Raw genomic sequence first — 22,675 nt, 5'->3', positions numbered from 1 at the left:
GTCGGAAACAGCCTGGGCGCGGGAGGCCCGCGCCTCCGTCGGGGTCGCGGCGAGCGTGGCCCCCGGACGTTTCCCGGCGCCCTCACGCGAGCCGGGGACCCGGCGTTCCGACACACACGGTCACCGCCCTCCGGATGCCGCCGTGGAAGCCGTCCTTGGTCCTGCCGCCCCGGATCAGGCCGTCGCGGAGACGCGGCCCGCGGCCCGCGGACCGACCGGCGCGCCTTCGACGCCGGAGAAGCCGGAGCCCGCGGTGCGGGTCCTCCCACAGGGGCGAATGACGCGGGCCTGTCCGTGCGTCACCGCAAACCGTGTCCGCCTTGTCCCGTCGCGGCGTCCGGGCCGTGCCATTCGCAGAACAGGACGGTGGCGTCGTCTTCGAGGCGTCCGCAGTGGTAGTCCATGACGGTGCGCATCAGGCGCCGCAGGGTCTCGTCGACGGGCAGGTTGTCGGCGTGGTGGCGGGTGATGAAGTCCGTGAAGCGCTCCACGCCGAACTCCTGGCCGTTGCTGTCGCGAGCTTCGGTGATGCCGTCGGTGAACAGCAGCAGCCGGTCCCCGGGCTCCAGCTGCTCGGTGCGCTGCTCGATCGGCAGATTGAACCCACTGCCCATCGGCCCGGCCGGAGGGCAGTACAGGGTACTGGCCCAGCGGCCACCGCGGATCAGTACCGGCAGCAGGTGGCCGCGGTTGACCCAGCTGAACTTGCCGGTGTCCAGTTCCAGATCCGCGAGGATTCCGGTGGCGTAGCGGCTGTGGCCGAACTGCTCGACCAGGGTGTCCTCGATGGCTCTGCTGGCGTCGGGAATGGTGGCGCCGGCGCGGCGGCGACTGCGGCAGGTGGACATCGCCAGAGCCGCGGTCAGGCTGGATGAGGTGTCGTGGCCCATGGCGTCGAAGATCGCCAGGTGCAGCGTGTCGTCGGCCAGCGCGTACTCGAACGCGTCCCCGGCCACCTCGTAGGCCGGTTCCATGAAGGCGCTGATCGTGGCCCGCTGATCGGAAAAGGTCCGCGGAGGCATCAGCGCCCACTGCAGTTCCGCGGGCGCGCCCATCGGCCGGGTGCGGGTCAGCCTGGCGTGCGAGTCGCTGTTGGCCCGCTTGGAAACCAGCAGCAGCCCGGCCATCGATGCCAGCGCCAGTGCCACCTCCCCCTCGGGCACGCCCATGTCGTCGGGGCCGGCCTCGACGTACAGGACGCCCAGACGTTCCGTGCCGTCCCGCACCGGTACCCAGCACGCCCCACCGTCTGCGGGCGCGGTCACCTCTGTGATCTGGTAGGCGCGGCCCGGCAGGGTGCCCTCGATCCGGTGCTCCTTGCCGCCTTCGCCCGCGTTCAGGCCGATCCCGGTGACCTCGCGGAGCACCTCCTCCTGGAGATCCGCCACGAAGAGCCGGGCCCCGCCGGCACCGGCATGCCGCGCCGCGGCGTCCAGCATGCCCGGCAGCTGCTCGAACGGCGCCGTATGACTGGCCTCCAGCAGCCTGGTCAGGGCGCGCGCCAGACCAGGCGCCGTCACGCCCACCACCGCAGCTCGGAGCCCGCCCTGCCGGTACCGGAATCTTCCGCCATGACCCATCCCCTACAGACGCAAGACCACCCGGGCCCGCGGATCGACAAGAACATGCCACCGGGGACCGCAGGACTCAAGCTCGAAGGAACGACACCGGCGCGACCACCCCGCCCGGCCCCTTCGCGGGGCAGTCAGGACGACCGTCCCCGCAAGCCTCCCACCCAGGTCCGCCGTCAACAAACGGCTCCCGCCCCGACCGGCACGAGCACAACTCCGGCCCCTGCCGCAGCACGCCCGGAATGACCGGACACCGCCGATGGACCGGCACCTCCTGTGCCATGCCCCTCGCTGTGCGCAGCCTCCGGCCATGAAGCCCCGCAGGACCGCCGGACGAGCACGATTCTGGATCGTTCACGTCGGGCGGGAGGCCGGCTCCGGCCATGGCGCGTACCGGCAGGCGGAGCAGCCGCCGGAGCGCGGAGGCTTTCTCGGTGCCCGCGCCGGAGCTGGTCACGGGCGTGCATCCGCACCACGCGGGCAGAAGGATGAAGGTGCCTGACTTTCGGATGTTCTGTATGGGAAAGGACTGCTGGAGTGTGAGCGGGGTGGTGGACTTCGACGGCGCCGCGGCCTTCGGCACCGCGGTGCGCGAAGTGCTGGCCTCCGCGGGCACCCTGCGTCTGCACTGCCATGACCTGCTGCTGATGGACGCAGCCGCCATGAAGGCCCTGACCGAAGCGGTCCTGTCGGTCGAGGGCGGCAAGGTGCTGATCGAGGGAGCGAACCCCACGGTGCGCCGCAACTGGTCCCTGGCCGGTTACCAGGTCCCGCAGATCCCGGTGGAGCTGCTCCCGTGAACGACCACGTGACAGCGCCGACAGCCCCGGACACGAAAGACCCGGGCTTTCGCCACGAGCTCTTCCCCTATCAGGGCGAGACCGCCTTCCTGGACGGCACCGTCTCCTTCGTCAAGGACGCCGTCGCCGGCGGCGAAGCCGTACTGGTGGCCGTCGACGCCGCCAAGCAGGAGATCCTGCGCCAGGAACTCGCCGGCACCGACGCCGCCAAGTCCGTCACCTACCTGGACGCCGCCGCGCTGAGCTGCCGCCCGGGCCGGCTGATCTCCGCCTGGGCCGGCCACATCACCGACCGCGCGGCCAAAGGGCAACCGGTCCGCGGGATCAGTGAATCCCAGTGGACGGGCCGCACGCCGGGCGAACGCGCCGAACTCCAGTACCACGAATGGCTCCTGAACCGGGCCTTCGCCGCCACTCCCGCCTGGTGGCTGCTGTGTCCCTACGACACCACCACCGTCGAGGCGGACGTCCTGCAATCAGCGCGCAGCAACCATCCGCTGCTGCGTGACGCGCAGAGCGGCCCCAACACCGACCATCAGGACGGCCCCTACCCGTTCCCGGGCCTGGGCGCCCCCTGCGACCCCTACCAGGAGCTCGTCTTCCATGCCGGGGACCTGGCCCGGGTGAGGGACAAGGTCACCGCCTGTGCCGGCGCCCACCACCTGGAGCCCGACCGGCTGCTGGACCTGCTCGCGGCCGTCACCGAGGCTGCCGCCAACAGCATCCGGCACGGCGGCGGCACCGGAACCCTGCGCACCTGGACCGAACAGGGCGAACTCGTCTGCGAGGTCCGCGACACCGGACATCTCCAGGACCCCCTGGCCGGACATGTGCGCCCGCGCCACGACCAGATCGGCGGCCGGGGGCTGTGGCTCATCCACCAGCTCTGCGACCTCGTCCAGATCCGCACCACCCAGGACGGAACAACAGTCAGAATGATCACCGCGCTGAGCTGACCCGGTTTGCCCTCACCTGCACCGGACAGACAGCACGTAGCCGAGATACTTAACGGGGAGGAACGACGTGCTCCTGGTGACTGTCGAACCCGTCGACACGACCAGCGCGGTTCTGCGCGTCAGCGGCGACATCGACCAGGACACCGTCCCCCACCTGGAGCGCGCCGTCGAGCGGTGCCTGGGCACCGGACACACGCACCTGGCCGTCGACTGCGCCGATCTCCGGTCCTTCGACTCCTCAGGCGTCACCGCGCTCCTGCGCGCCCACCAGGCCGCCTCGGCCCGGGGCGGCACACTCACGCTGACCCGTGCGGGTTCGGTGCTGCGCAGCCGTCTCGAACTCACCGGCCTGGACCAGGTCCTGACGCTGGTCGAAGACGCACCGGCCCTCAGCGCGGACATCCTCCGAGTACCGCCGCCCGAGGACCCCTCCAGCATTGAGGCTCGAACGGAGTCCTTGATCCGTCCGAGTAGCCGCGAGCCCTTCGCACCCGCCGCGGCGGACGCCTTCAGCAGCGCAGCCCAGCCCGCGCCGGGTCCCATGATGGCGCCGGTCCGATCCAGGGATGCCCTCGCCGCACTGGAGGAGACGCACGCAGCCCGCAAGGAGGCACGCAGGCAAGCCCTGGACACCGTAAGGCCGCAGGCCTGCAGACCGGATCACCGAGCGCCATGATCGGCTGCGCGGGCAGGTCCGTGTCCCGTCACGGACTCGACCGCGTTCAGCCCGACCGGCACCGCGCCCCTGTCGGTCCGCGCCACGGCCGTGATGAGCGTCCGGAGCATCGCCGCTCTGCTCAGCGCGGTGCGTCGAGCACGTTGCGGATACGGGTGGCGACGTGCAGGTTGAGGCGGGTCCCGACGTCACCGAGGTCGTGCCCGGTGATCTCCCGGATGCGCTGGAGGCGGTAGCGGACGGTGCTGCGGTGGATGAGCAGCGTCTCGGAGGTCGCGTCGTAGCTGCCGCCGCTCTCCAGATAGCCCGAGAGCGTCGTCACCAGCTCGGTGTGGTGGCGGGCGTCGTAGTCCAGCAGTCGCCCCAGCCACTGGCGGACGAAGCTGTCGGCTTCCCGTTCGCCGTCGCCGGTGCCCATCATGCGGCACAGGCCCAGTTCCTCGAAACCGGTGCTGCCGTACGGGTCCTGGGATCGGCGGCGGACGGTGAGCGCGCGGACCGCCTCGTCATAGGAGCGGGGCAGATCGGTGAAGACGGCGCAGTGGCCGCCGACCCCGATCGTGCCGGCCCCGGTGCCGAGCTCGTCCGAGAGGGCACGGTGCAGCTCGCTCCCCGGATCACGCCGGTCCTCATCGGCCACGAGGACGACCGTGGTCCCGCCACGGGAGCCGACGAGCACGTCCCGGCGCAGCCGCCCGGCCGCCCGCACCACCGCGTCCCCGAGCGCGGCCGTCCCGGCCGTGCCGGGCCATTCCAGTACGGCGACCCTGTGCGGCCGGTGCAGGTCGTGGCCCAGGACTGCCGCCTGGGTGAAGACATCGCCGTTCGCCTCACCTGAGATCAGCCGGTCGACGAGGTCGCGTCTCAGGCGGGGTTCCAGCTCGGCCAGCCTGCGCTCGTGCGAGAGCTGGGGGGCCAGCACCAGCGCGGCCTGTCCGAGCGCCGACGTGTCCGCTTCCGCCGCCCGGCGGTCCGGGTCGACCAGCGCGACCACGCCGAGCAGATCGCCGGCCATCTCGATGGGGACGACCAGCCGGTCCCGGTCCCGGACACTGCCGGGCCGGCGTCGCGCGCCGTGTATCAGGGCGTCCCGGCGCCGGGTGTCCGACTCCGCGCGCGGTCCACCGCAGGGTCCCGTCCCGGGTTCCCCCCGGCGGGGACCGGCCCAGGCCCGCGGGTTGCCGAAGCGGTCCTCGGTGAGGGCCGCGAATCCCGTGTGGTCGTGCAGGGCCTGCAGGATTCCCTGCTCGCCCGCGCCGGAGACGGCGGCGCGGCAGAGCGCATCCTGGGCGGCGAGCCGCGAGGCCAGGGCGGAGGCGGTCGCGCCGAGTCCTGGGGTGGGCGGGCCGCCCTGGGCCCCCGGTGGGTCGCCGGTCTCCGGCTGCTCCTCGATCTCCTGCGTGCCGTCCGGCTCGACGCGGCCCGGATACGCCCGGTGCGCGGCGAGGCGCGCGAGGGCGATCCCGGTCTGCTGCGCGAGCAGGTCGGTCAGGGCGGTCTCCTCGGCCGAGGGCGTGGTCAGGGATCGGATGACGAGATAGCCGAGGCAGCGATCCCGGTATCGCAGAGCGATGGCTCGTGCCCACGGCACGCCCGGCTCGTGCAGGCGCCGGCTGCGGCCGTCCAGAGCGCCGATCCGCCGGTCGAGCCGGTCGTCGGCCGCCACGTCGGCGACGGCTGCTTCGGCTGGGATTTCGCGGGTGGGACCCACCGCCCGTTCCCGCGCCGAGGTATTCCCCGGCCGGGCGGCGGGGGCAGCGGCCCGGCGCGGCGGGCAGCGCCGCGCCGAACCGCCGTGCACGGTGTAGGCCGCTTCGGCGGTGAAAGGGCCGGTGGCAGCGATTGCCGCCATGGCCCCCCAGAGCACTTCGCGCTCGTCCTCGCCGTCGAGCATGGCCGTCACCAGGCGTAGCAGTGCGTGCGGCGCGGCCTCCGGCTGCGGGACGGGGTGGAGGGGCACGGCGGTCGGAACGGGAACAGCGTCCATCGCATGTCCAATCGCGGCTCGACAGCGGCTTCCCTCCTTTCACGTTACGCCGCTCGGCACGGGGTCTCACCTGCGAGCCGTGTCGCGTCCCCGTCCTGGCGGGCCGGAACGCCGGCGCGGATTGGTCCTGCCGGGGCGAGGAAGCGCGCCGGGTACCGCGCGACCCTGCCAGTAGGTGCGGTGTGCCCCCGCTCCGTACGTCTGGGAGCCCGCCGACCGGTCCCGCGTCGCGACGGAGGAGATTCTTATGGCGAAGGCAGTAGGCATCGATCTCGGCACCACCAACTCGGTCATCGCGGTCTGGGAGGGTGGTGAGCCCTCCGTCGTTCCGAACGCGGAGGGGGCCAGGACGACCCCGTCGGTCGTCGCCTTCTCCGATGACGGCCAGCGGTTGGTGGGACAGCTCGCGCGAAGGCAGTCGATCCTCAACCCCAAAGGCACCATCACCTCCGCGAAGCGGTTCATCGGGCGTCGCTACGACGAGATCTCCGACGAGGCCAAGGCGGTCTCCTTCGACGTGGTCGAGGGGCCCGGCGGGGTGGCCCGCTTCGAGGTGGGCGGAAAGCAGTACGCGCCGGAGGAGATCAGCGCGCAGGTGCTCCGCAAGCTGGCCGACGACGCCGGGAAGTCGCTCGGCGAGAAGGTGACCGAGGCGGTCATCACCGTACCGGCGTACTTCAACGACGCCCAGCGCCAGGCCACCAAGGACGCCGGGAAGATCGCCGGCCTCGACGTCCTGCGGATCATCAACGAACCGACAGCCGCGGCGCTGGCCTACGGGCTGGACAAGAAGGGTCACGAGACGGTCATGGTCTTCGACCTCGGCGGCGGCACGTTCGACGTCAGCCTGCTGGACGTCGGCGACGGCGTGGTGGAGGTCCGCGCCACCGCGGGCGACTCCCATCTGGGCGGCGACGACTTCGACCGCCGGCTGGTGGACCACCTGGCTGACGGCTTCCAGAAGGCCGAGGGCATCGACCTGCGCAAGGACCCGCAGGCTCTGCAGCGTCTGTTCGAGGCGGCCGAGAAGGCGAAGACCGAGCTGAGTTCGGTCAGCCAGACCCAGGTGAGCCTGCCGTTCATCACCGCGGACGCCTCCGGGCCGAAGCACCTCACCGAGACGGTCCGCCGCTCCACCTTCGAGCAGATCACCGCCGACCTGGTGGAGCGCTGCCTCGAACCGGTCAGGACGGCGATGAGTGACGCCAAGGTCAGCGACAACGACATCGACGAGGTCATCCTCGTCGGCGGCTCGACCCGCATCCCGGCCGTGCAGAACCTGGTCCGCCGGATGACCGGAGGCAAGGACCCGAACATGAGCGTCAACCCGGACGAGGTGGTGGCGCTGGGCGCCGCCATCCAGGCCGGCGTGCTCAAGGGCGAGGTCAAGGACGTCCTGCTGCTGGACGTCACCCCGCTGTCGCTGGGCGTCGAGACGGCCGGCGGCGTGATGACCAGGATCATCGAGCGGAACACCACCATCCCCGCCCGCCGCTCGGAGACCTTCTCCACAGCTGAGGACAACCAGCCTGCCGTGGACATCGTGGTGCTCCAGGGCGAACGCGAACTGGCCGCAGACAACCGGGTGCTGGGCCGCTTCCGGCTGGAGAACCTGCGGCCGGCCCGGCGCGGGGAGACCCAGATCGAGGTCACCTTCGACATCGACGCCAACGGCATCCTCAAGGTCGGTGCCAAGGACCGGGACACCGGCGCCGAACAGTCGATCACCATCAGCGAAGGCTCCAACCTCGACCCGTCCGAGGTCGAACGGATGATCAACGAGGCCGAGAGCAACCGCACCAGCGACCTGGCCCTGCGCGGGGCCATCGACGCCCGCAACGAACTCGACGCCGCCGCGTACCAGGTGGAGCGACGCCTGGACGACCTCGGCGACGCCGCACCGGAGCACGAGCGCGCCCGCGCCCGGCTCCTCATCGACGAGGCGCGTACCGCCGTCGAGGAGGAGGCGCCGGCGGAACGGTCCCAGAACCTGACCTCCGAACTCCAGCAGATCCATGCGGCGCTGGCCGCCCACGCCGCCGGACCGGGCGGAGCCGGGGGTGAGGCCCAGCCCGGAGCAGCGCCCGGCCAGGGTCCCGGGGCAGGCTCCCCGAGCGGCGACGACGACGTCATCGACGCCGATTTCGACAAGAGCTGAGGCGGCGACATGCCGGATCAGGAACAGACGCGTCCCGCCGAGGACCGCACCCCGCCCGAGTCCGGGCAGACATCGCCCGAACGGCCACCCGCACCGCAGACGACCCCGCCTCCCGAAGCCGGCGGGCAGGAGGCGGCACCCGCACGCCGCAGTCCCGAGGTGGAAGAGCTGGAGGACCGGTGGCGGCGAGCCCTCGCCGACCTGGACAACCTCCGCAAGCGCTACGCCCGTGAGCTGCCACGGGAACGGGAGGCCGAGCGGGCCAAGGCGGCCGCGGCGTTCCTCCCGGTCGTCGACAACCTCGAACTGGCCCTCGCCCACGCGGGCGCCGACGACCCCGGCGCGATCGTCAGCGGAGTCCGGGCGGTACGCGACCAGGCCGTCGAGGTGCTGCGAAACCTCGGCTACCCCCGCTACGAGGAGACCGGTGTCCCCTTCCACCCGGAGCAGCACGAGGTGGTGTCCGTGGTGGACGAACCTGACACGCCTGCGGGCACGGTCGTCCAGGTGCTGCGGCCCGGCTACGGCGAACCCGGTCGCCAGCTGCGGCCGGCCGCGGTAGCGGTCAGCCGCAAGCAGGAGTGAGGCTGCCATGGCAGAGGACTACTACGAGGCGCTGGGCGTTCCCCGCACCGCCGACGCCGCCGAGATCCAGCAGGCGTTCCGCACCCTGGCCCGCCGCTTTCACCCGGACGTCAACCGCGATCCGGCCGCAGAAGAACGCTTCAAGCAGATCAATGAGGCGTACAGCGTGCTCTCCGACCCCGGCACCCGGTCCCGCTACGACCGCTTCGGCCCCGATTTCCGGCAGATTCCGGAGGACTACGACGAGCGTGTCGCGGCCGGCCAGGGCTTCGGCGGCGGAGCCGGCGCGCACCGGGGCAGTCCCTTCGAAGGCACCCGGGGCGCCGACCGGGCAGGCGCCCGGACCTGGACGGGGACCGGCTTCGATGCCTCTGGCGTGGACTTCGAGGATCTCTTCGGAGGCATGTTCGGCGGCCGGGCCGGCGGCGCCGGGCGGGGCGCCCCGATCCCCGGCGCGGACCAGGAGGCCGAACTCACGCTCAGCGTGGAGGAGGCGTACCGCGGCGGGCGGCGGACGGTCACCCTCGGCGGGCCCGGCGGGGAACGCCGCTACGACGTCACCATCCCGGCCGGCGTCGTCGACGGGCAGCGCATCCGGCTCGCAGGCGAGGGCGGCCGGGGCCGCGGCCCGGGTTCCGCCGGGGACCTCTACCTGGTGGTCCGCATCGCCCCCCATCCCCGCTACCGGCTGGTCGGGCGCGACATCCGCGTCGATCTGCCCGTCACCGCCTGGGAGGCCGCGCTGGGAGCGACGGTGCCGGTCGACGGGCCGGGCGGGACGGTCAAGGTGCATGTGCCGCCCGGCACCTCCACCGGCCGCCGGCTGCGGCTGCGCGGCGAGGGGATGCCGCACCCCAAGGGTCCCCCCGGTCACCTCTACGCCGAGATCCAGGTGATGGTGCCGCCCTCGCCCAGCCCGCGCGAGCGTGAGCTGTTCGAGGACCTGGCCGCCGTCTCCTCCTTCGACCCGAGGAAGCAGACATGAGAGCCGAACACCGATCTCCCGGCCAAGCAGCCGGGCCGCCCGGCACCAGGGCCGCCTACCCCCTGGTGCGGGTCCACCGGACCAGCCCCGGCCCCTACCAGCTCCCCATGGCCGCAGTGGCCGGCCGGAGCGGACTGCCGCCCGAACTCGTCAGGCGTTTCGCGGCCCTCGGACTGGTGGACGCCGAGCGCGACGCCGGGGGCCGGCTGTGGTTCCGGACCAGCGCCCCGTCGGCCATCGCCCGGGTGCAGCGGCTGCGGGCCGGACTGTGCCTCAACTACGCGGCCGTCGGCGTCGTCCTGGACCTGCTCGACCGCGTCGAACGCCTGGAAACCGCACTGCGGCGCAGCGAACGAGCCGCCAAGGAGCCGACGACATGGACATGAACCGCCTCACCCAGAAGTCCCAGGAAGCGCTCCAGGAAGCGCAGAGCATCGCGGTACGGATGGGCCGGACCGAGGTCGACGGGGAGCACCTGCTGCTGGCGCTGCTCGATCAGCGGGACGGCCTGACCACCCGTCTGCTGGCGGACGCCGGTGCGGACCCGGCCGCCCTGCGGGCCGCCGTCGAGGCCGATCTCGCCAGACGCCCCCGTACGACCGGCCCGGGCGCCGCCCCCGGCCAGGTGACGGTGACCCAGCGGCTGGCCCGGCTGCTCGACACCGCCGAGCAGGAGGCCAAGCGGCTCAAGGACGAGTACGTCTCCACCGAGCACCTGGTGCTGGCCCTGGTGGACGGGGGCCCGGCCACCGCGGCCGGCCGCCGGCTCGGCGAACAGGGCGTCACCAAGGACTCCTTCCTCGCCGCCCTCACCACGGTGCGCGGCAACCAGCGGGTCACCTCCGCCAATCCCGAGGAAGCGTACGAGGCCCTGGAGAAGTACGGGCGCGACCTCGTCGCCGAGGCCCGCACCGGCCGCCTCGACCCGGTGATCGGCCGGGACGCCGAAATCCGCCGGGTGATCCAGATCCTCAGCCGCAAGAGCAAGAACAACCCGGTCCTGATCGGCGAGCCGGGCGTCGGCAAGACCGCCATCGTCGAGGGCCTGGCCCAGCGGATCGTGCGCGGCGACGTGCCCGAAGGGCTGCGGGACAAGACGGTGTTCTCGCTCGACATGGGCTCGCTGGTGGCCGGAGCCAAATACCGCGGCGAGTTCGAGGAGCGCCTCAAGGCTGTCCTGTCGGAGGTCAAGGGCGCCGAGGGCCGCATCCTGCTGTTCGTGGACGAGCTGCACACCGTCGTCGGGGCCGGTGCCGCCGAGGGCGCGATGGACGCGGGCAACATGCTCAAGCCGATGCTGGCCCGCGGCGAATTGCACATGATCGGCGCCACCACGCTGGATGAGTACCGCAAGCGCATCGAGTCCGACGCCGCCCTGGAGCGCCGCTTCCAGACCGTCCGGGTGGACGAGCCGACCGTCGAGGACGCCATCTCCATCCTGCGCGGCATCCGCGAGCGACTGGAGATCTTCCACGGCGTCAAGATCCAGGACAACGCCCTGGTCGCTGCCGCCACCCTCAGCCATCGCTACATCAGCGACCGCTTCCTCCCGGACAAGGCCATCGACCTGGTCGACGAGGCCTGCGCGCGGCTGCGGACCGAGATCGACTCCATGCCCGCCGAACTCGACGAACTCACCCGCCGGGCAACCCGCCTGGAGATCGAGGAGGCCGCGCTGGACCAGGAGACCGACCCGGCCAGCCGCGCCCGCCTGGAGGACCTGCGCCGTGAACTGGCCGACCTGCGGGGCGAGGCGGACGCCAAGCATGCCCAGTGGGAGGCCGAGCGCCAGGCCATCCGCAAGGTCCAGGAACTGCGCCAGGAACTGGAACGCGCCCGGCAGGAGGCCGAGCAGGCCGAACGCGCATACGACCTCAACCTGGCCGCCCGGCTGCGCTACGGAACCGTCGGCGAACTGGAGCGCCGACTGGCCGCCGAGGAGGAACAGCTCGCCGGTAAGCAGGGCGAGAGCCGGCTGCTGCGCGAGGTGGTGACCGCCGAGGAGATCGCCGAGATCGTCTCCGCGTGGACCGGCATCCCCGTCACCCGCCTCCAGGAGGGCGAACGGCAGAAGCTGCTCAAGCTGGACGAGATCCTGCGCGAGCGGGTCGTGGGTCAGGACGAGGCTGTCCAGCTCGTCGCCGACGCGGTGATACGGGCCCGCTCCGGAGTACGCGACCCGCGCCGGCCGATCGGCTCGTTCATCTTCCTCGGCCCCACCGGCGTCGGGAAGACCGAGCTGGCCAAGACGCTGGCCGCCGCGCTGTTCGACAGCGAGACCAACACGATCCGCCTCGACATGAGCGAGTACCAGGAACGCCACACCGTCAGCCGCCTGGTCGGCGCGCCCCCCGGATACGTCGGCTACGAGGAAGGCGGCCAGCTCACCGAGGCGGTACGCCGCAAGCCGTACTCCGTCGTCCTGTTCGACGAGATCGAGAAGGCGCACGCCGACGTCTTCAACACGCTGCTCCAGGTGCTGGACGACGGCAGGATCACCGACGCGCAGGGACGTACCGTCGACTTCCGCAACACCGTGGTCATCATGACCTCCAACCTCGGGTCGCAGTACCTGCTCCAGGGCGCCACCCAGGCCGGCGAGATCAAACCGGAGGCGCGGGCGCTGGTGATGACCGAGCTCAACGGCCATTTCCGCCCCGAGTTCCTCAACCGCGTCGACGACATCGTCATCTTCCACCCGCTCGGCATCGCGCAGATCGAGCGCATCGTCGATCTGCTCCTCGACGAGCTGCGCGACCGCCTCGCCGAGCAGCGCATCACGCTCGTCCTCACCGAGCCGGCCCGCCACCTGATCGCCGCCGAGGGCTACGACCCGGTCTACGGAGCCAGGCCGCTGCGCCGCTTCATCTCGCACGAGGTCGAGACCAGGATCGGCCGCGCGCTGCTCAGCGGCGAGGCACGCGAAGGCGTGACCATCCTGGTCGACGCCGCAGGCGGTGACCTGACCGTCACCCTCCAGGAGCAGCCGCAGGAGTCGTCGACCTCCGGGCCACCCGGTGCGGACCCTGCCGCGGGGTGAGCCCAGCCCCGGCCCGTCGTGCCGAGAACACCGCAAGGCTGCGAGGACCGCCTGCGCCCGGGGACCCAGCGGGTGCACCTGCGCCGAACGCGCTGTCGTACAGGCGCAACCGGTTCGGCGCCCGGATCGGCGTACCCGCGGAGGCCGCCGGCCTCGAACAGCGGGAGGCCACCCGCGAGTGGGTGTCCACCGCATGGTCAAGGACTTCAAGACCCGGGGTGCGCCGATCGACCGTGTGGGGTCCCAGAGCCGTATCGGCAACGGCGGGCCGCCGTCGAGCTTCGAGACCGCACGGGGGCGGAGGATCACCGCACAGCCGCAGGCGTCACCGGAGCAATCCCTCGGTCCGGTCGGACGACACCTTGACTGGTGTGGCTGTGAGCGCTAACACTTAGCGCCATCACGGATCGGAGTACCATGTCGCATACTGCGGAAACCCCCCACCAGGAGCCTCGCCGCCGGGCTCCCACCATGGCGGACGTCGCCCAGGTGGCGGGCGTGTCGCACCAGACCGTCTCGCGCGTGCTGAGCAACCACCCCAACGTGCGGGACACGACGCGGGCCGACGTGCAGCGGGCCATCGAGCAGTTGGGCTACCGGCGCAATTCCTCGGCCAGGGCACTGGTCACCCGGCGTACCCTCACCCTCGGGGTGGTCGCGTGCAATCCGACCCTCTTCGGCCCGGCCAGCACGCTGTACGGGCTGGAAGAGGCCGCGCGCGACGAGGGCTACATGGTCTCCGCGGTCACCCTGCGCCGCTATACGGCCAAGGCGCTGGAGGAGGCCATCGACCACCTCAGCGAATGGGGCGTCGAGGGCATCGTCGTGATAGTCCCGCACCGCGAGGCCGTCGCCGCGCTGGCCGAGCTGCGGCTGCCCTTCCCGGTGGTCACCGTCGAGGGCGGCCACTCGCTGCCGATAGCGGGCGTCTCGGTCGACCAGGAGCTGGGCGCCCGGCTGGCGACCGGCCACCTGCTGGCGGCCGGCCACCGTACGGTCTGGCACGTGGCGGGCCCGCCGGACTGGCTGGAGGCCGAGGCGAGGGTCAACGGCTGGCGCGGCACCCTGGAGGAGGCCGGCGCCGAGGTGCCGCCGCCGCTGGTGGGGGACTGGACGCCGCTGTCCGGCTACCGCGCGGGCCAGGAGCTGGCCGGGCGGGTCGCGGCCGGCTCGGCGCGCAGGACGTCCGCCGGCGTCACCGCCGTCTTCGTGGCCAACGACCAGATGGCGCTCGGCCTGATGCGGGCCTTCCGCGAGGCCGGCCTGTCGGTGCCGGGCCAGGTCGCCATCGCCGGCTTCGACGACATCCCCGAGGCCGAGTTCTTCGCCCCGCCGCTGACCACCGTCCGCCAGGACTTCGCCGCCGTGGGGCAGGCCAGCATCCGCCTGCTGGTGGCCCAGTTGGAGACCGGCTCGACCGGCCGCGACGGCGAGCGCGTGGTGATCGAACCGCGGCTGATCGTCCGGCGCAGCAGCACGTCGTCCTGACCGGTCGCCCTGCCATCCGGCAACTGGCCGGGCGTCGTACCGATTCCACTTCTCCTGGAGATCACATATGACCACCAGCTCGCCCGCGGTCACCGTGGGCGTCGACTTCGGGACCCTGTCGGGCCGCGCGCTGGTCGTCGCCGTTGATGACGGCGCCGAGTTGGGCAGCGCGGTGCACGACTACACGCACGGCGTGGTGGACGGCGCGCTGCCCGGCGGGCGTGAACTGCCCCCGGACTGGGCCCTCCAGATCCCGCAGGACTGGCGTGACGTGCTGCGCTTCGCGGTGCCGCGGGCGCTGGCGGCGGCGGGGGTGCGGCCGGAGCAAGTGGTGGGCATCGCCACCGACTTCACGGCCTGCACGGTACTGCCGACGACCCGTGACGGTACACCGCTGAGTGAACTCGCGGCCTTCGCCGACCGCCCGCACGCCTACCCGAAGCTGTGGCGGCACCACGCGGCGCAGCCCGAGGCGGACGACATCGTGGCCGCGGCGGAGGAGTCGGGGCAGGGCTGGCTGGCCCGCTACGGCGGGAAGATCTCCAGCGAGTGGCAGTTCGCCAAGGCGCTGCAGGTGCTGCGCGAGGACCCGGAGGTCTACGCGGCGGCCGACCGCTGGATCGAGGCGGCCGACTGGATCGTCTGGCAGCTGACGGGCACCGAGAACCGCAACCTGTGCACCGCCGGCTACAAGGGCATCTACCAGGACGGCGGCTATCCGGACGCCGCCTTCCTCGCCTCGCTGCACCCGGACTTCGCGGACTTCACCGCCAAACTGGAGCACCCGCTGTCCGGACTGGGCACGGCGGCGGGGACGTTGAGCGCGCACGCCGCGGCGCTGACCGGGCTGCGCGAGGGCACGGTCGTCGCCGTGGGGAACGTGGACGCGCACGTCACCAGCGCCGCCGCCCAGGCCCTCGAACCCGGCCACATGCTGGCCATCATGGGCACGTCCACGTGCCACATCATGAATTCCGACGTGCTCGCCGAGGTGCCCGGCATGTGCGGGGTGGTGCGGGACGGCGTCGTGCCCGGCCTGTGGGCCTACGAGGCGGGGCAGAGCGGTGTCGGCGACATCCTGGCGTGGGCGGTGCGTACCGCGGCCCCGCACGGATACGCGGCCGAGGCTCGGCGGCGCGGCATCGCTGTGCACGACCTGCTCACGGAGAAGGCGGCGGCCCAACCGGTCGGCGGGCACGGCCTGGTGGCGCTGGACTGGCACAGCGGGAACCGCTCGGTGCTGGTCGACCACGCCCTGTCAGGACTGGTCCTGGGCCTGACGCTGGACACCCGTCCCGAGGACATCTACCGGGCGCTGGTCGAGGCGACCGCGTTCGGAACCCGCACGATCATCGAGGCCTTCGAACGGGCGGGCGTGCCGGTCGGCGAATTCACCGCGGCGGGCGGCCTGTTGAAGAACGCGTTTCTGATGCAGACCTACAGCGACGTGCTGGGGCGCCCGATCAACCTGCTGGCCTCGGAGCAGGGCCCGGCGCTCGGGGCGGCGATCCACGCGGCGGTGTCAGCGGGGGCGCACCCGGACATCCGCGCCGCATCGGAGGCGATGGGGCGGATCGAGCGGGCGGTGTATGCCCCCGACCCGGCGCGGGCGGCGGCGTACGACCGGCTGTACGCCGAATACCGCACCCTGCACGACTACTTCGGGCGCGGCGGCAACAACGTCATGCACCGGCTGCGAGCCCTGCGCGCGATGCGGACAAGCACTGACACTTCTCCCATGTGAGCGTTAACTCCCTCTATTCATCCGAGGTCCCGATGCTCGAACGTCATCCCCCATCCCCTGTCGACGATGTTCTCGCCCATCTGCGGCGGCAGGTCAGTGACCTGCACCAGGAGCTGGTCCGCTACAACCTCGTGGTCTGGACGGCCGGAAACGTCTCCGCCCGGGTGCACGGCGCGGACCTGTTCGTGATCAAGCCCAGCGGGGTCGACTACGACCGGCTGTCGCCCGCGAACATGATCGTGTGCGACCTGGACGGCGAGGTGGTGGACGGCGGCGGCCTGTCGCCGTCCTCGGACACGGCGGCGCACGCGTACGTCTACCGGCACCTGCCCGAGGTGGGCGGCGTGGTGCACACCCACTCGACGTACGCGTGCGCGTGGGCGGCCCGCGGCGAACCGGTGCCGTGCGTACTGACCGCGATGGCCGATGAGTTCGGGGCGGAGATCCCGGTCGGGCCCTTCGCGTTGATCGGTGACGACTCGATCGGGCGCGGCATCGTCGAGACACTGGCGGGGCACCGCTCGCCCGCGGTGCTGATGCAGAACCACGGGGTGTTCGCGGTCGGGCGGGACGCGCGCGCGGCGGTCAAGGCCGCGGTGATGTGCGAGGACGTGGCCCGGACCGTCCACATCTCGCGGCAGCTGGGCGATCCGCTGCCGATCACCGGGCCGGACATCGACCGGCTCTACGACCGCTACCAGAACGTCTACGGCCAGTCCGAGCCCGCACCCGCCACCGCGCCTGAGCCCGGGCGCACGTCCGCGGAGGGCCGGGCGGGCGCGCGTACCGCTCCGGCCGACGGGCCGGCCGCCGACGGCACCGCGACCGACCGTCCCGCCACCGACCGAGGAGTCACCGCATGAACGCCACGCCCACTGCCGAGATCTGGTTCCTCACCGGCAGCCAGGGCCTCTACGGGCCTGAGACCCTCGCGCAGGTCGCCGACCAGTCACGGCGGATAGCCGATCAGCTTGCCGCGCTCCCGGGCGGGCCGGTGCGGGTGGTGTGGAAGCCGGTGCTGACCGATGCCTCGGCGATCATCGGCACGGTCCTCGAGGCCAACGCCGACGCCGGGTGCGTAGGGCTCATCGCATGGATGCACACCTTCTCTCCGGCCAAGATGTGGATCGGCGGGCTGGACCTGCTGCGCAAGCCACTGCTGCACCTGCACACCCAGGCCAACGTCGAACTCCCCTGGTCCACCATCGACATGGACTTCATGAATCTCAACCAGGCTGCCCACGGCGATCGGGAGTTCGGCTACATCCAGTCCAGGATCGGGGTCGCCCGCAAGACTGTCGCCGGCCACGTCACCGACCCGCACGTCGGCCGGCGCATCCATGCCTGGATGCGCGCGGCCCTCGGCCATGCGGCCCTGCGCAGGCTCCGGTTGGCCCGGTTCGGCGACAACATGCGCGATGTCGCGGTCACCGAGGGCGACAAGGTCGAGGCGCAACTGCGCTTCGGCGTCTCGGTCAACACCTACGGCGTCAACGACCTGGTGGAGGCCGTCGACTCGTCCTCGGATGCCGATGTGACCGCCCTGGTCGAGGAGTACGCCGACGCCTACCGCCTCGACCCTGCGCTCGGCCGGGACGGCGACCGCCACAACTCGTTGCGCTACGCCGCCAGGATCGAACTCGGCCTGCGGGCCTTCCTCGACAACGGCAGCTTCGGCGCCTTCACCACCAACTTCGAGGACCTGGGGGGACTTCGGCAGCTGCCGGGCCTGGCCGTGCAGCGGCTGATGGCCGACGGTTACGGCTTCGGCGGCGAGGGCGACTGGAAGACCGCGACCCTGCTGCACACCGTGAAGGCGATGGGCACCGGCCTGCCCGGCGGCACGTCCTTCATGGAGGACTACACCTACCACCTGGCACCGGGAAGCGAACTCATCCTCGGCGCCCACATGCTGGAGGTCTGCCCCAGCATCGCGGCCGGGCGGCCGAGCTGCGAGATCCACCCGCTGGGCATCGGAGGCCGCGAGGACCCGGTCCGGCTGGTCTTCGACGCCGCCCCCGGCCCGGCGGTGGTGGTGGGCCTGGCCGACATGGGCGACCGCTTCCGGCTGGTCGCCAACCAGATCGAGATCGTCGACCCGGTCGAACCCCTTCCGGCTCTGCCGGTCGCCCGCGCGGTCTGGCGCCCCGCCCCGAACCTGCACACCTCCGCCGAGGCATGGCTGACCGCGGGCGGTCCGCACCACACTGTGCTGTCCACCGCGATCGGCGCGGAGGAACTCACCGACCTCGCCGACTTGCTCGGCACCGAGCTGTTGATGATCGACGCCGGCACCGACATCCGCCAGTTCACCAAGGAGATCCGCTGGAACCAGGCCTACTACCGCCTCGCCCGTGGGTTGTGAGGGCCGGCCCGGCCCGCTGCACCGGACGGTCGGCGTCCCGGCGCCGGTCCGGTCTCCGGCATGCGTTGTCGGCCTCGCGTTTTTGTTCTGTGCAACGTCTTGACGCCGTGCCGGTGAACGCTAACAATCGCTGCCAAGCAACGGACCGCGAGTGGGGCCGGGAGCGATCGTGCCGCTTCGGATGTCACTCGGTCGCAGGTGACGAGGTCCACGTCGGCCGGGGAAGGCAAGCTGATTGACTACAAACCCCTTTGTGTGGCTTTGTCCTCCCTCGAGGGCAGGCGGTTTCCCTCGGTGTGCTGCCTTCCCGGTGAACCGTGAGCAGCGGGGGAAGAGTGGCCGTCGGTCAGAACGAGAATCCTTGCTCCACTTATGTGAGCGCTAACAGGCCGCAAGGCCCCTCAGAACAGGATTTGATCATGCGTGATGTGCGGTCTCGTAGTCGGGGATTCGGACGCTGGAGTGCCGCCGCCATCGCTGTCGCGATGGTTGCCGCGATCGGCGCGTGCAGCAAGAGCGGAGCCGGTGACTCGTCGTCGGACACAGGCAAGTCCAGCGGTGGTGCGACGACGTCCACCGCGGTGTCCATCAAGGGCGACATCGCCTTCAACGACGCCAACCTCGCGAAGCTGGACGACGCGCTGAAGGCGGCGCTGGCGGGCAAGGACCTGTCGAAGCTGAACGAGGCGATGGTCGTCAACGTCGCCGTCGACTACTGGAACGCCGGCAAAGCCGGCTTCAACAAGGGCCTGAAGGACCTCGGGGTCAAGGGCACGTACCAGGCGCCGGCGAACGGGCGGCTGGACCAGCAGTTGTCGATCATCCAGACGCTGCGCGGCCAGGGCATCACCGGCCTGAGCGTGTCGGCCATCGACCCGACCGCCATCAAATCCCCCATCTCGTCGGCGAACAAAGCCGGCATCCCGGTGCTGGCGATCGATTCGCCGCTGCCGAAGGAGGACGGCGCCGCGCTCTACCTGGGCACGCCGAACTACACCGCCGGTCAGAAGGCCGGCGAGGCGATGAAGCAGGCGCTCGGCGGCAAGGGCCAGGTCGTGATCCTGGTCGGCTCGCTCACCACCTCGAACGCAGTCGAGCGCATCCAGGGCTTCGAGGACGCGCTCAAGGGCACCGGCATCAAGGTCGCCCAGAAGCTCAGCGACGGCATGGACGCGGCCAAGGCGCTCACCAACGCGCAGACCGCCATCCAGACCAACCCCGACATCAACGGCCTGTACGGGGTGTACTCCTACGACGGGCCGTCCGCCGGCCAGGCCGTACAGGCGGCGGGCAAGACCGGGAGGGTCAAGATCGTCTCGGACGACAGCGACCCGCAGACGCTGAAGTTCGTCCAGTCGGGCGTCATCCAGGCGACCGTGCTGCAGCAGCCGTACCAGCAGGGCTACACGGGCGCGTATCTGCTCGCGGCGTTCAAGGTACTGGGCAAGCAGGCCACGCTGGACTTGGTCAAGCCCTATCTGGAATCGGACGGAGCCACGCTTTCCTCGGGCGTGGGCCTGGTCACCGGAGGGAACCTCGCCGACTACCAGGCCAAGCTCAAGGACCTGGGAATCAGCTGATGGACTCGTCCACCGACATTGGTCCCGGGGCTCCCGGCGACATCGCCGTATCGCTCCGCGACGTGAGCAAGACCTACGGTCCGGTGAAGGTGCTCGACATCGCGCGGCTCGACCTGGCGCGCGGTCAGATCGTGGCAGTGGTCGGCGAGAACGGCGCCGGGAAGTCCACGCTCATGGGCGTGCTCTCCGGCACCGTCACCCCCACCACCGGCGCCATCGAAATCGCGGGGCAGCCGCTCCAGCCCGGCCGCCCCGACCACTCCCGCGACATGGGGGTGGCCCTGGTGGCGCAGGAGTTCCCGCTGGTGGACCAGCTGAGCGTGGCGGAGAACCTGCTGCTCGGGCGGCGCCCGCAGCGGGCCGCCGCCCGCCGGCTCGGCCGGGTGGTGGTCGACCGGGCGGGCACCCGGGCCGAGGCCAGGACGCTGCTGGCCGAGGTCGGGGTGACCGGTGTCGACGTCGACCGGCCGGTCGGGCGCTTCCCGGTCCCCGTACGGCAGATGATCGAGATCGCCAAGGCGTGGGGCCACCGCCCGGTCGTCCTGATCCTGGACGAGCCCACCTCCTCGCTCGGGCCGGTCGAGGCCGAGCGGGTCCTCGGCCTCGCCCGCGCCCATGCCGCGGCCGGCGGCGCGGTGCTCTTCATCGGCCACCGGCTGGACGAGGTGCGGTCGGTGGCCGACCGGGTCGTGGTGCTCCGCAGCGGCCGGCTGGTCGCCGACCTGACCCCCGCGGAGGCCACCGAGGAGCGGATGATCCGCGAGATGGTCGGCAGCGAGCTGGCCCGCGCGGACCTCGCGCCGCCGTCCTCCGTCGAGCGCAGCACCACGCTGAGCGTGCGCGGGCTCACCGCCGACGGGCTCGGACCGGTCGACCTGGACGTGCACGCGGGCGAGATCGTCGGCGTCGCGGGCCTGATGGGCTCGGGCCGCAGCCGGCTGCTGCACACCGTGATGGGCGCCCAGCCGCGTACCGGCGGCTCGGTGGCCCTCGACGGCGCCGACTTCCACCCGCGGCACCCGGCGCGGTCGGTCGAGGCCGGCATCGGCCTGGTGCCCGAGGACCGCAAGGTCCAGTCGCTGCTGCCGGCCCACTCCGTGCGGTGGAACGTCACGCTCGCCACGCTGCGCCGGATCAGCCGCCGCGGTGTGCTGCGGCCGAAGGCCGACAAGGAGCACGCGGCCAGGATCGTCAAGGACCTGGGCGTACGCCTGCACAGCCAGGAGCAGTCGATCAGCTCGCTGTCGGGCGGCAACCAGCAGAAGGCCGTCTTCGGGCGTTGGCTGGCGGCCGACCCGAAGCTGCTGCTGCTCGACGAGCCGACCCGCGGGGTGGACGTCGGCGCCAAGGCCGAGCTCTACCGCCTGATCGACACGGCGGCGCAGGACGGGCTCGCGGTCCTGGTCGCCTCCTCCGAGCTGGAGGAACTGCTCTGGATCTGCCACCGCATCGTGGTGATGGCCCGCGGCCGGATCGTCGCGGACATCCCGCGTGAGCGGTTCGGCAAGAAAGTGATCATGACCGCGGCGGCCGGCTCGCGGCCTGCTGCGGGAGCCCGCCGGGACGCGGGTGCGGGAGCCGGCCGGGACGCCGGGACGGGAGCCGGTACGTCCGGCGAAGGGAAGGCACGCGCATGAGGACCAGCACCGCCCCGGCACTCGCGGACCCGGACGCAGCCGCGCAGCCGCGTACTCCACTGGTCCGGCGGCTGGCCGAGACCCCGGAAGTCGGCGTCGTCGCCGCCTGCGTGGTGGTATTCGTCGCGCTCGCGGTCGACAAGTCCACCTTCGCCGGCGCCGTCAACCTCCAGGGCATGGGCTTCGACCTGGCGCAGTACGGGCTCATCGCGATCGGCGAATCGCTGGTCATCCTCACCGGCGGCATCGACCTGTCGGTGGGCGCGCTGCTGGGCACCAGCGTGATCCTGATGTCCTGGTTCAACGTACGGGCCGGGCTGCCGCCCGTACTCGCGATCCTGGTCACCATGGTCATCGCCGGCACGGTCGGCCTCGTCCACGGGCTCGCCGTCACCCGGCTGAAGATGCCGCCCTTCGTCGTCACCCTGGTCACCTACACCGTCGCCCAGGGCGTCACGCTCGCCATCACCTCGGGCACCTCGATCACCGGCATCGGCGGCTTCTTCGGCGACGTCGGCCAGACGTACGTCGCCCAGGTCCCGCTGCCGCTGATCCTCTTCGCGGCCGTGGCGCTCGCCGCCTGGTTCTTCCTGGAGCGCACCTACGCGGGCCGCCAGGTCTACGCGGTCGGCGGCAACGCCGAGGCGGCCCGGCTGGCCGGCATCCGCGGTGACCGGCGGATCATCTCGATGTACGTCACCAGCTCGCTGCTGTCCGCCTTCGCCGGGATCATGGTGCTGGGCCGGATGGGTGTCGGCTCGGCCAGCGGCGTCGGCGTCGGCTGGGAGCTGTCGGCGATCGCCGCGGCCGTGATCGGCGGGGTGAGCCTGGTCGGCGGGCAGGGCCGCATCCTGGGCATCGTGGCGGGCACCGTGCTGCTCGAACTGATCAACAACGGCCTGACCACGCTGCAGATCAACTCCAACTACACCAACATCGTCCTCGGTTGCGTCCTCGGTCTGGCCATCACCGCCGACCGCCTGCGGGCCAGAACCGTGGCCCGCCGCGGCTGACCCTGCGCGAAACCGCGCCCCGCGCCCCGACTCCCAAGCGCCGGGCCTGCCTTCGGCCTGCCCCCACGCAGGCGCCCCCCTCACGCCGGA

General features: G+C 71.7%; 17 protein-coding genes. 15 read left to right on the top strand and 2 right to left on the bottom strand.

Annotation, left to right across the window (positions count from 1 at the left end; genetic code table 11):
• Window positions 1-299 precede the first annotated feature (299 nt).
• On the bottom strand, window positions 300-1,520 hold the full coding sequence (locus tag OHA86_RS00965; RefSeq protein WP_329171552.1) for a PP2C family protein-serine/threonine phosphatase: 1,221 nt from the start codon (window positions 1,518-1,520) through the stop codon (window positions 300-302).
• Between the two features lie 560 nt (window positions 1,521-2,080).
• Between OHA86_RS00965 and OHA86_RS00960 the strand changes: the two genes are divergently transcribed.
• From OHA86_RS00960 to OHA86_RS00950, 3 genes are all read left to right on the top strand, one after another.
• A complete protein-coding gene (locus OHA86_RS00960; protein WP_329171550.1) occupies window positions 2,081-2,371 on the top strand; it encodes an STAS domain-containing protein in 291 nt (96 codons plus the stop codon).
• Complete coding sequence (locus OHA86_RS00955) at window positions 2,368-3,327, top strand: sensor histidine kinase (RefSeq protein ID WP_329171548.1); 960 nt, start codon at window positions 2,368-2,370, stop codon at window positions 3,325-3,327. Before OHA86_RS00960 ends, OHA86_RS00955 begins: the two co-directional genes overlap by 4 nt.
• A gap of 76 nt (window positions 3,328-3,403) precedes the next feature.
• Window positions 3,404-4,003 (top strand): STAS domain-containing protein, encoded by a 600-nt coding sequence (locus tag OHA86_RS00950; protein WP_329171546.1) that lies wholly within the window; start codon window positions 3,404-3,406, stop codon window positions 4,001-4,003.
• Between the two features lie 121 nt (window positions 4,004-4,124).
• Here the strand turns inward: OHA86_RS00950 and OHA86_RS00945 are convergent, their stop codons facing one another.
• Entirely contained in the window at window positions 4,125-5,990 is a 1,866-nt protein-coding gene (locus tag OHA86_RS00945; protein ID WP_329171544.1) for a PucR family transcriptional regulator, read from the bottom strand.
• A 247-nt stretch (window positions 5,991-6,237) separates the two neighbouring features.
• Here OHA86_RS00945 and dnaK point away from each other — a divergent pair, with 247 nt between their 5' ends.
• The 12 genes from dnaK (at window position 6,238) to OHA86_RS00885 (ending at window position 22,585) form a co-directional block, all read left to right on the top strand.
• On the top strand, window positions 6,238-8,148 hold the full coding sequence (gene dnaK / locus OHA86_RS00940; protein ID WP_329171542.1) for a molecular chaperone DnaK: 1,911 nt from the start codon (window positions 6,238-6,240) through the stop codon (window positions 8,146-8,148).
• Window positions 8,149-8,157: 9 nt separating this feature from the next.
• Window positions 8,158-8,733: a nucleotide exchange factor GrpE gene (locus OHA86_RS00935; protein ID WP_329171541.1), complete on the top strand. Its 576-nt coding sequence runs from the start codon at window positions 8,158-8,160 to the stop codon at window positions 8,731-8,733.
• Window positions 8,734-8,740: 7 nt separating this feature from the next.
• Window positions 8,741-9,718 (top strand): DnaJ C-terminal domain-containing protein, encoded by a 978-nt coding sequence (locus OHA86_RS00930; RefSeq protein ID WP_329171539.1) that lies wholly within the window; start codon window positions 8,741-8,743, stop codon window positions 9,716-9,718.
• Window positions 9,715-10,104, top strand: coding sequence for a chaperone modulator CbpM (locus OHA86_RS00925; protein WP_329171537.1), 390 nt, complete (start codon window positions 9,715-9,717; stop codon window positions 10,102-10,104). The genes OHA86_RS00930 and OHA86_RS00925 overlap by 4 nt, the downstream gene beginning before the upstream one ends.
• Window positions 10,095-12,758 (top strand): ATP-dependent chaperone ClpB, encoded by a 2,664-nt coding sequence (gene clpB / locus OHA86_RS00920; RefSeq protein ID WP_329171535.1) that lies wholly within the window; start codon window positions 10,095-10,097, stop codon window positions 12,756-12,758. The genes OHA86_RS00925 and clpB overlap by 10 nt, the downstream gene beginning before the upstream one ends.
• Before the next feature lie 417 nt (window positions 12,759-13,175).
• Window positions 13,176-14,246 carry a LacI family DNA-binding transcriptional regulator gene (locus tag OHA86_RS00915; RefSeq protein ID WP_329171534.1) on the top strand — a complete coding sequence of 357 codons (1,071 nt, stop codon included), beginning with the start codon at window positions 13,176-13,178 and terminating at the stop codon, window positions 14,244-14,246.
• Window positions 14,247-14,313: 67 nt separating this feature from the next.
• Complete coding sequence (araB, locus tag OHA86_RS00910) at window positions 14,314-15,990, top strand: ribulokinase (RefSeq protein ID WP_329171532.1); 1,677 nt, start codon at window positions 14,314-14,316, stop codon at window positions 15,988-15,990.
• Entirely contained in the window at window positions 15,987-16,853 is an 867-nt protein-coding gene (locus OHA86_RS00905; protein WP_329171530.1) for an L-ribulose-5-phosphate 4-epimerase, read from the top strand. The genes araB and OHA86_RS00905 overlap by 4 nt, the downstream gene beginning before the upstream one ends.
• Window positions 16,850-18,355 carry an L-arabinose isomerase gene (araA, locus tag OHA86_RS00900; protein ID WP_329171529.1) on the top strand — a complete coding sequence of 502 codons (1,506 nt, stop codon included), beginning with the start codon at window positions 16,850-16,852 and terminating at the stop codon, window positions 18,353-18,355. The genes OHA86_RS00905 and araA overlap by 4 nt, the downstream gene beginning before the upstream one ends.
• A gap of 419 nt (window positions 18,356-18,774) precedes the next feature.
• A complete protein-coding gene (locus OHA86_RS00895) occupies window positions 18,775-19,935 on the top strand; it encodes a substrate-binding domain-containing protein (protein ID WP_443071602.1) in 1,161 nt (386 codons plus the stop codon).
• On the top strand, window positions 19,935-21,572 hold the full coding sequence (locus OHA86_RS00890) for a sugar ABC transporter ATP-binding protein (RefSeq protein WP_329171525.1): 1,638 nt from the start codon (window positions 19,935-19,937) through the stop codon (window positions 21,570-21,572). The genes OHA86_RS00895 and OHA86_RS00890 overlap by 1 nt, the downstream gene beginning before the upstream one ends.
• A complete protein-coding gene (locus OHA86_RS00885) occupies window positions 21,569-22,585 on the top strand; it encodes an ABC transporter permease (RefSeq protein ID WP_329171523.1) in 1,017 nt (338 codons plus the stop codon). The genes OHA86_RS00890 and OHA86_RS00885 overlap by 4 nt, the downstream gene beginning before the upstream one ends.
• Window positions 22,586-22,675 lie beyond the last annotated feature (90 nt).

This window comes from Streptomyces sp. NBC_01477, assembly GCF_036227245.1.
In the GTDB taxonomy this organism is placed as follows: domain Bacteria; phylum Actinomycetota; class Actinomycetes; order Streptomycetales; family Streptomycetaceae; genus Actinacidiphila.
This window is presented reverse-complemented; position numbering and strand designations above follow the sequence as displayed.